Raw genomic sequence first — 8,729 nt, forward strand, 5'->3', positions numbered from 1 at the left:
CCGCTACTCCCGCAGCTCGAGGTACTTCGCGATGAGCGCCTTGCTCGACGAGTCCTGGGTCGCGAGGGCGGCCGCGTCGCCGGCCACGGCGGGAGTGATCTGCAGCGCGAGCTGCTTGCCGAGCTCCACGCCCCACTGGTCGAACGAGTCGATGCCCCAGATGGTGCCCTCGGTGAACACGATGTGCTCATAGAGCGCGATGAGTTGACCCACGACGCTCGGCGTGAGCGCCGGCGCGAGGATCGACGTCGTCGGGCGGTTGCCGGCGAACTCGCGTGCCGGTACGACCGACTCCTTCGTTCCCTCGGCGCGCACCTCGTCGGCGGTCTTGCCGAACGCCAGCGCCTTCGTCTGTGCGAAGAAGTTGGCCATAAAGAGGGTGTGCACGTCCTGGCCGGGCTCGACGCCCGCGCCGTCGCCGGTCGCGTCCTTCAACGGGTGCGCGGGGTTCGCGACCGCGATGAAGTCGGCGGGGATGAGCCGGGTGCCCTGATGGATGAGCTGGTAGAAGGCATGCTGGCCGTTCGTTCCCGGCTCGCCCCAGAAGACCTCGCCGGTGTCGGTCGTCACGGGGGAGCCGTCCCAGCGCACGCTCTTGCCGTTGGATTCCATGGTCAGCTGCTGCAGGTAGGCGGGGAAACGGTGCAGATACTGCGCGTAGGGGAGCACCGCGTGGCTCTGCGCCCCGAGGAAGTTGGTGTACCAGACGTTGAGCAGGCCCATCAGCACGGGCACGTTCCGCTCGATCGGCGCGGTGCGGGTGTGCTCGTCGACCGCGTGGAAGCCGGCGAGGAACTCGCGCCAGTTGTCGGGGCCGATGGCGATGATCACGGACGTTCCGATAGCGGAGTCAACCGAGTACCGGCCGCCCACCCAGTCCCAGAACCCGAACGCGTTCTGCGGGTCGATGCCGAACGCCGCGACCTTGTCCAAGGCGGTCGACACGGCCACGAAGTGCTTCGCGACAGCGCCGGTGCGCGCTTCGTCCGTGTCATCCAGAGCCCCTGCCGTGCCGAGTTCTGCCCACAGCCACTCGCGGGCGAGACGCGCGTTGGTGAGGGTCTCGAGAGTGCCGAAGGTCTTGGATGCCACGATGAACAGCGTCGTCTCGGGGTCGAGCCCGGCGGTCTTCTCGTAGACGTCGTTCGGGTCGATGTTGGAGACGAAACGCACCTCGATGCCGGCCTGCACGTAGGGCTTCAGTGCCTCGTAGACCATGACGGGGCCGAGGTCGGATCCGCCGATGCCTATGTTGACGACCGTCTCGATGCGCTTGCCGGTGACGCCGGTCCACTGGCCCGAGCGAACCTTCTCGGCGAAGGCGTAGACCTTGTCGAGCGTCGCGTGCACGTCGGCGTCGACGTCCTGGCCGTCGACGATGAAGCCCTTCGGCGGAACGAGGTTCTCGCCGTCTTTCGGGCGGCGCAGCGCGGTGTGGAGGACCGCGCGGTCCTCGGTGGCGTTGATGTGCTCGCCGGTGATCATGGCCTGGTAGCGCCCGGTGACGTCGACGTCCTTCGCGAGCTGGATGAGGTTCGCGACGATCTCCTCGGTGATGAGGCCCTTCGACAGGTCGACGGTGAGGTCGGCGGCCTGGAAGGTGTAGCGCTCGGCGCGAGAGGCGTCGGCGTCGAACCAGCCGCGCAGGTCGGGGGAGAAGCCGTCGGCGATGCCGGCGAGGTTCTTCCAGGCGGCGGTGGATGTGGGATCGACGGGGGCAGATTCGGTCAAGGTGGTTCTCCTGGGTGCCGGGATGAAGCGCGGCCCGCGACTCCCGCGGCGATGCGAGGCGGGCCACCATCAACCCTATTCCCGGTCGGGGAGCCGGGCGACCGGTGCGGGCCGGTTTTGGTCGCGTGATGCTGTATCGCACGCCGAGATAGAGCATTTCGCGACCAAAAGGCGGGGCGGATGCGCCTCGCGCCGCAGCCGCGAGCGCCAGGGCGCGGTGCGGGGCAAGGCGGCTCGCACCGCGCACACACGCCAGCCGCGCCGCGCGAGGCGCATCCGAAGCAAGCTCATCTTCCGGCCTGGTGCCAAATGCAGGAGATTTCTGCGGCGAGGCCGCCCGATCCGCGCCAAAGTGTGACTCGACGCGAAATCTCCTGCATTTGGTACGTCTGGGGCACGGGTCGGTGGGGCGGCGTCGGGCGGGGCGGCCTAGGGCGGGCGGCACTAGGGGCCTTGGAATCACTCACTTGACATAATGTGCATTATCAGCGCGCAGTTATGTGGCGGGGACGGGTGTAAGAACGCGTCAGAACGCGACGTCCACGAGCTCACGCGCCGACGTACGCCGCCAGGTGCTCGCCGGTGAGCGTCGAGCGCGCCGCCACGAGCTCGGCCGGCGTTCCCTCGAAGACGACAAGTCCGCCGTCGTGTCCGGCGCCGGGTCCGAGGTCGATGATCCAGTCGGCGTGCGCCATCACGGCCTGATGGTGCTCGATGACGATGACCGTCTTTCCCGAGTCGACCAGCCGGTCGAGCAGCCCGAGCAGGTTCTCGACGTCCGCGAGGTGCAGGCCTGTGGTCGGCTCGTCGAGCACGTAGACCCCACCCTTCTCCCCCAGGTGGCTCGCTAACTTGAGCCTTTGTCGCTCACCGCCGGAGAGCGTCGTGAGCGGCTGCCCGAGGCTGATGTAGCCGAGTCCGACGTCGGCGAGCCGGGCCAGGATGGCGTGCACGGCAGGGATGCGCGCCTCCCCCTCGGCAAAGAATCCGAGCGCCTCCGCGACCGGCATGCCGAGCACCTCGCTGATGTCGCGCCCGCCCAGGTGGTAGTCGAGCACCGCCGCGTCGAAGCGCTTGCCCTCGCACACCTCGCAGGTCGTCGAGACGCTCGCCATGACGCCGAGGTCGGTGTAGATGACGCCGGCGCCGTTGCAGTTCGGGCAGGCGCCCTCGGAGTTCGCGCTGAACAGCGCCGGCTTCACCCCGTTGGCCTTCGCGAACGCCTTGCGGATCGGCTCGAGCATGCCCGTGTAGGTGGCCGGGTTGCTGCGGCGCGAGCCCTTGATCGCGCCCTGGTCGATCGACACCACGTCGTCGCGGGTGGCCACCGAGCCGTGGATGAGCGAGCTCTTGCCCGACCCCGCGACACCCGTGACGACCGTGAGCACCCCCAGCGGAATGTCGACGTCGACGTCGCGGAGGTTGTGTTCGGATGCACCGCGCACCTGCATCACGCCGGTGGCGCCGCGCACCGACGGCTTCACCGTCGCACGGTCGTCGAGGTGCCGCCCGGTGAGCGTGCCGCTCGCGCGCAGCCCCTCGACGGTGCCCTCGAACATGACCTGGCCGCCGTGGGCTCCCGCGAGTGGTCCGAGATCGACCACGTGGTCGGCGATCGCGATGGCCTCCGGCTTGTGCTCGACGACGAGCACGGTGTTGCCCTTGTCGCGCAACTGCAACAGCAGCGCGTTCATGCGTTGGATGTCGTGCGGGTGCAGCCCGATCGTGGGCTCGTCGAACACGTAGGTGACGTCGGTGAGCGACGACCCGAGGTGCCGGATCATCTTGGTGCGCTGCGCCTCTCCCCCGGACAGCGTGCCCGAGGGGCGGTCGAGCGACAGGTATCCCAGCCCGATCTCGCTGAACGAGTCGAAGATGTGCTGCAGGTTTCGCAGCAGCGGCGCCACCGACGGCTCGTCGATCGACCGCACCCACCCGGCGAGGTCGCTGATCTGCATTGCGCAGGCCTCGGCGATGTTGATGCCGTTGATGCGCGACGAGCGGGCGCCCTCGTTGAGCCGGGTGCCGCCGCAGTCGGGGCAGGCCGTGAACGTGACAGCTCTGTCGACGAACGCCCGGATGTGCGGCTGCATCGCCTCACGGTCTTTCGACAGGAACGACTTCTGCACCCGCGGAATGAGCCCCTCGTATGTCATGTTCATGTCGCCGACCTTCACCTTGGTCGGCTCTTTACGCAGAAAGTCGTGCAGCTCTTTCTCGGTGAAGTCGCGGATCGGCTTGTCGCCGTCGACGAAGCCCGATCCGGTATAGATGCGCACGCCCCAGCCGTCTGCGGTGTATCCGGGGATCGTGAGGGCGCCGCCGTTCAGTGACTTCGAGTCGTCGTAGAGCTGCGTGAGGTCGATGTCGTTGACCGTGCCCATGCCCTCGCACCGCGGGCACATGCCGCCCGTGATGCTGAAACTGCGGCGCTCTTTCGTCGTCTCTCCCCCGCGCTCGATCGTGACGGCGCCGACGCCCGAGATGGACGCGACGTTGAACGAGAACGCCTGAGGCGACCCGATGTGTGGCTCCCCCAGCCGGCTGAACAGGATGCGCAGCATCGCGTTGGCGTCGGTCGCGGTGCCGACCGTCGACCGCGCGTTGGCACCCATGCGTTCCTGGTCGACGATGATCGCCGTGGTGATGCCCTCGAGCACGTCGACGTCGGGACGCGCGAGCGACGGCATGAACCCCTGCACGAACGAACTGTAGGTCTCGTTGATCATCCGCTGCGACTCCGCGGCGATGGTGCTGAACACCAACGAACTCTTGCCCGAGCCGGAGACGCCGGTGAAGACGGTAAGCCGACGTTTGGGGATCTCGACGCTGATGTCTTTGAGATTGTTCTCCCGAGCGCCCTGCACCCGGATGACGTCGTGGCTGTCAGTGGCGTGCGTACCGGCCGACTCTTCAGCGGTCATAACCGTGGTCATCAGTGACTCCATCCGTCGATGCGGGCCGCCGTTCGGGTCGGCCACCTCTGAGCATAGGGCTGCCCCCCGACAGCCTCTCCCCCGGCAGCCTCACCGCTCACGTCGTCTGCTGGATGCGGATCTGGTTGCCCGCGGGATCGCGCACCGCGAAGTCGCGCACGCCGTAGGGCTGATCGGTCGGTTCCTGCACGATCTCGGCACCGCTCGACTCGAGCCGCGCGAAGAGGCCGTCGAGGTCGGGCGTCGCGAGGTTGACCCCGGAGTAGGTGCCCTTCGCCATCATCTCGACGATGGTGCGGCGCTCGTCGTCGGTGACTCCGGGGTCGGCGGCCGGCGGTTCGAGCACGATGGAGGTGTCGGGTTGGCCGGCGGGGCCGACGGTGATCCACCGCATGCCCTCGTATCCGACGTCGTTGCGCACCTCGAATCCGAGCGCGTCGCGATAGAACGCGATAGCCGCCTCGGGGTCGTCGTGCGGAAGGAAACTGGAGTGGATTGTGATGTTCATGCCCGTCACACTACGAGCGAAGAGGCGAGCGCCGCTTCTCGATTCCTGATCGGTTTGGTGACCTGCTTCACTATGCAGCTCGGCAGGCCCGAGGTGCTGTGGGCCGCGGCGCGGTAGGCGCTCGGCGGCACCCCGACCAGCTCGGTGAAGCGGGTGCTGAATGTGCCGAGCGAACTGCAGCCGACGGCGAAGCACACCTCGGTGACGCTCAGGTCGCCGCGCCGCAGCAGGGCCATCGCCCGCTCGATGCGCCGGGTCATCAGATAGGCGTAGGGCGGTTCGCCATAGGCGAGACGGAACTGCCGGCTCAGGTGCCCGGCCGACATGTTGACGCCGCGGGCGAGCGACTCGACGTCGAGCGGCCGCGCGTGCTCCCGGTCGATGCGGTCGCGCACGCGACGCAGCAGCGCGAGGTCGCGCAAACGCTGGGAGTCGTCCGGCTTGGTCGTCACGAGCGTGATACTGCCACCCGCCGCGCGGGTTTGTCTAGCGGTCGAATCGACGGCCGCTCGACTCGCGTCACTGCCCCAGAAACAGCTCGAGCGCTTCCACCACGAGGGCGTGGTCGTCGGCCTGCGCGAGGCCGGACACGGTCACGGTTCCCACCATCCCGGCGTCGCGGATCACGATCGGGAAGCACCCGCCGTGGGCCGCGAAGAGCGACAGGGGCAGGCCGGATGACGCGTTGAAGTCCTTGTTCTCCAGCTTGAAACGGCGGCCGACGAGAAACGAGCTGGCAGAGTAGCGCTTCACCGTGCGGGTCTTGCGATCGACCCAGTCGTCGTTGTCGGCCGTCGTGCCGGCGAGCGAGACGTGGAATACCTGCTGCTCGCCCTTGGTGATGTCGATCGTGATGCCGAGCGAGCGCTCGGTGCCGAGACGCACGAGCAGCAGCCCGAGTTCCAGGGCGTCCGCGTGGGTGAACCGGGTGAACTGGAGGCGGGCCTCCTGCTGTTCGATTTCGGCGATCTGGGCGGCGAAGTCTTCGGTCATCGGGGCAACTCTCCTATGAGTGGTCGGGCAGGTTCGTACGGACGAGTTCGACCAGGTCGGCGGGCTCGAAGCTGTCGGTGAGCGCCTCGAGCTCGGCAAGACTGAACCAGCGGTGTTCAAAGACCTCGACCTTCTCGTCTTCGGTCCAGTTGTCGTGCGAGGGCTCGAAGCTGTCGACGACGGCCGTGTAGAACACGGCGTGGCCGGTGTCGTGGTCGGCGTTGTCCCACGCGACATCGAAGTCGTGCTCGTAGACGGGTTCGCCCAGGTCGACGCCGGTGAGACCGGTCTCTTCGAAAAGCTCGCGGTACGCGGCATCCGAATGGTTCTCTCCCGGGTCCACTCCCCCGCCGGGCGTGAGCCAGCGCGAGATTCCGCTCGTGTCGGGCGCCAGCGTGTAGAACAGCAGCACCCGGCCCTCGCGGTCGAACAGCACGACGCGCGAGGTGAGCCGGTGGTGGTGCAGGTTAGGCACGGAAGCCGCTCACGTCGCCGACATAGCGCGTGTTGTTCTCGGGAACGGGCTCGACCGCGGCGGCGGCTACCTCGGCGGCGAATTCGCTCACGTTGTACAGGCGTCCGGCCGCTTCCTTGCGCTGGCCGATGGCACCGGGGTTGGCGCGCTCGAGCAGCGTGGCGGTGATGGTTCCCTCGATCATGTCGCCCGAGACGACGACGAACTCGATGCCCTTCTCCGCGAGCTCGGGGATCATGGCGCGCAGGGCGTCTTCGCCGGCGCGCTTGCTGAGCGCGACCTGCAGGTACTCCGGCATGGTCTCGGCCGTGTGGATGAAGTGCGCCTGATGGCTGGTGACGAACACCACGCGGGCGCCGGGGGCGAGCAACGGCAGCGCGGCCTCGAGCAGCTTCACCTGGGCGTCGCGGTTGAGCTGCATGGCGTAGTCCTCGGCCATGCCGCTCTCCATGCCGCCCGACGCGTTCATCACGAGGATGTCGAGGCCGCCGAATTCCGCGGCGATGGTGTCGAAGAGTTCGGTGACGGATGATTCGTCGGTCAGGTCTGCTCCGACACTGATCGCCGAGCCGCCCTTCGCCTCGATGGCGGCGACGAGCTTGAGCGCGCGCGCCTCCTTGTTGCGGTAGTTGACGACGACGCGTGCGCCGCCCTCCGCGAGGTAGGAAACGGTGTCTGCACCGATGCCTCTCGACGATCCGGTTACAAGGGCGCGTTTGCCGGTCAGGGATCCGGGCTGTACTGGGGTGCTCACGACAGAAGAGACTACCAATAGCCCCGTCCGACAGGGGTGCGTGTTAGGTTCAAGACCATACGACACGCGAGAGGTGCCGACCGATGCTGCTGGAATTCCTGATCGAATACGCCTGGGTCGTGTGGGTTGTGCTCATCCTGATTTTCCTCCTCATCGAGGTCTTCACTCTCGACTTCACCTTCCTCATGCTCGCCATCGGTAGCGTGGCCGGTCTCGCGGTGAGCTTCACGCCGATCGACTTCTGGCTGCAGATCGTCATCGCCGCCGTGGTGGCCGTGCTGCTGATCTTCGCCGTGCGGCCGCCGCTCATCCGGCGCTTGCACCGCGGCGACGATCCGACCCTCAGCAACGTCGAGGCGCTGCTCGGCCAGCCGGCGACGGTGACCGTCGACTTCGTGGGGGCCAACGGCTACGTGAAGCTCTCCAACGGTGAGATCTGGACGGCCCGGCTCACGCCGACGACGTCGTCGTATCCGCTCGACATGGGCGACCGCGTAATCGTCATCTCTATCGATGGGGCGACCGCAGTGGTCGAGCCCTCTGAAAGGACCGCACTGTGAACTCCGGCGAACTCTTCGGACAGATCGTTCTCGTGATCTTCCTGGTCGTCATCGTGGTCTTCGTGATCGTGGTGCTGTTCCGTTCCATCCGCATCATCCCGCAGGCGAATGCCGGCGTGGTCGAGCGGCTGGGCAAGTACCGCAAGACGCTGACGCCCGGTCTCAACATCCTGGTTCCGTTCATCGACCGGCTGCGCCCCTTGATCGACATGCGCGAGCAGGTCGTCTCGTTCCCGCCGCAGCCGGTGATCACCGAGGACAACCTCGTGGTCTCGATCGACACCGTCGTGTTCTTCCAGGTCACCGACGCCCGCGCCGCGACCTACGAGATCGCCAACTACCTCGGCGCGGTCGAGCAGCTGACCACGACCACACTGCGCAACGTGGTGGGAAGCCTGAACCTCGAAGAGGCGCTCACCAGCCGCGACAACATCAATAGCCAGCTGCGCATCGTGCTCGACGAAGCCACCGGCAAGTGGGGCATTCGGGTCGGTCGGGTCGAGCTCAAGGCGATCGAGCCGCCCCTGTCCATCCAGGACTCGATGGAGAAGCAGATGCGTGCCGACCGCGACAAGCGCGCGGTGATCCTTACCGCCGAAGGGCAGCGGGAATCCTCGATCAAGATGGCAGAGGGTCAGAAAGTCGCCCAGATCTTGTCCGCTGAGGGACAGAAGCAGGCAGTGATCCTCGGCGCCGAGGCCGAACGACAGAGCCAGATTCTTCGAGCCGAGGGTGAGCGAGCCGCGCAGTTCCTGACCGCACAGGGCCAGGC

General features: G+C 67.1%; 9 protein-coding genes. 2 read left to right on the forward strand and 7 right to left on the reverse strand.

The annotated features are described in order from the left end of the window. Nucleotides 1-3: 3 nt before the first annotated feature. The 7 genes from pgi to ACLQ6X_RS16755 all read right to left on the reverse strand — a co-directional run bounded on the left by pgi (nucleotide 4) and on the right by ACLQ6X_RS16755 (nucleotide 7,397). Entirely contained in the window at nucleotides 4-1,731 is a 1,728-nt protein-coding gene (gene pgi, locus ACLQ6X_RS16725) for a glucose-6-phosphate isomerase (protein WP_411701277.1), read from the reverse strand. Nucleotides 1,732-2,279: 548 nt separating this feature from the next. Then, the gene (locus tag ACLQ6X_RS16730) at nucleotides 2,280-4,667 is read right to left on the reverse strand and encodes an ATP-binding cassette domain-containing protein (RefSeq protein ID WP_411701278.1); all 2,388 of its coding nucleotides are present in this window, start codon (nucleotides 4,665-4,667) and stop codon (nucleotides 2,280-2,282) included. Between the two features lie 97 nt (nucleotides 4,668-4,764). Continuing rightward, nucleotides 4,765-5,175, reverse strand: coding sequence for a VOC family protein (locus ACLQ6X_RS16735; RefSeq protein ID WP_411701279.1), 411 nt, complete (start codon nucleotides 5,173-5,175; stop codon nucleotides 4,765-4,767). Between the two features lie 5 nt (nucleotides 5,176-5,180). After that, nucleotides 5,181-5,627, reverse strand: a complete 447-nt coding sequence (locus tag ACLQ6X_RS16740; RefSeq protein WP_411701280.1) for a helix-turn-helix transcriptional regulator — start codon at nucleotides 5,625-5,627, stop codon at nucleotides 5,181-5,183. A gap of 67 nt (nucleotides 5,628-5,694) precedes the next feature. Continuing rightward, a complete protein-coding gene (locus ACLQ6X_RS16745; protein WP_411701281.1) occupies nucleotides 5,695-6,168 on the reverse strand; it encodes a heme-degrading domain-containing protein in 474 nt (157 codons plus the stop codon). Nucleotides 6,169-6,181: 13 nt separating this feature from the next. Next, entirely contained in the window at nucleotides 6,182-6,643 is a 462-nt protein-coding gene (locus tag ACLQ6X_RS16750; protein ID WP_411701282.1) for an NUDIX hydrolase, read from the reverse strand. Beyond that, nucleotides 6,636-7,397: an SDR family oxidoreductase gene (locus ACLQ6X_RS16755; RefSeq protein ID WP_411701283.1), complete on the reverse strand. Its 762-nt coding sequence runs from the start codon at nucleotides 7,395-7,397 to the stop codon at nucleotides 6,636-6,638. Before ACLQ6X_RS16755 ends, ACLQ6X_RS16750 begins: the two co-directional genes overlap by 8 nt. An 83-nt stretch (nucleotides 7,398-7,480) precedes the next feature. Here ACLQ6X_RS16755 and ACLQ6X_RS16760 point away from each other — a divergent pair, with 83 nt between their 5' ends. Together ACLQ6X_RS16760 and ACLQ6X_RS16765 are read left to right on the forward strand one after the other, a co-directional pair. Beyond that, nucleotides 7,481-7,957 carry an NfeD family protein gene (locus ACLQ6X_RS16760; RefSeq protein WP_411701284.1) on the forward strand — a complete coding sequence of 159 codons (477 nt, stop codon included), beginning with the start codon at nucleotides 7,481-7,483 and terminating at the stop codon, nucleotides 7,955-7,957. Nucleotides 7,958-7,980: 23 nt separating this feature from the next. Continuing rightward, nucleotides 7,981-8,729, forward strand: a 749-nt coding sequence (locus ACLQ6X_RS16765) for an SPFH domain-containing protein (protein ID WP_411701286.1), incomplete at its 3' end; no start/stop codon positions are given.

Source organism: Conyzicola sp., assembly GCF_046714715.1.
Lineage (GTDB): Bacteria > Actinomycetota > Actinomycetes > Actinomycetales > Microbacteriaceae > Conyzicola.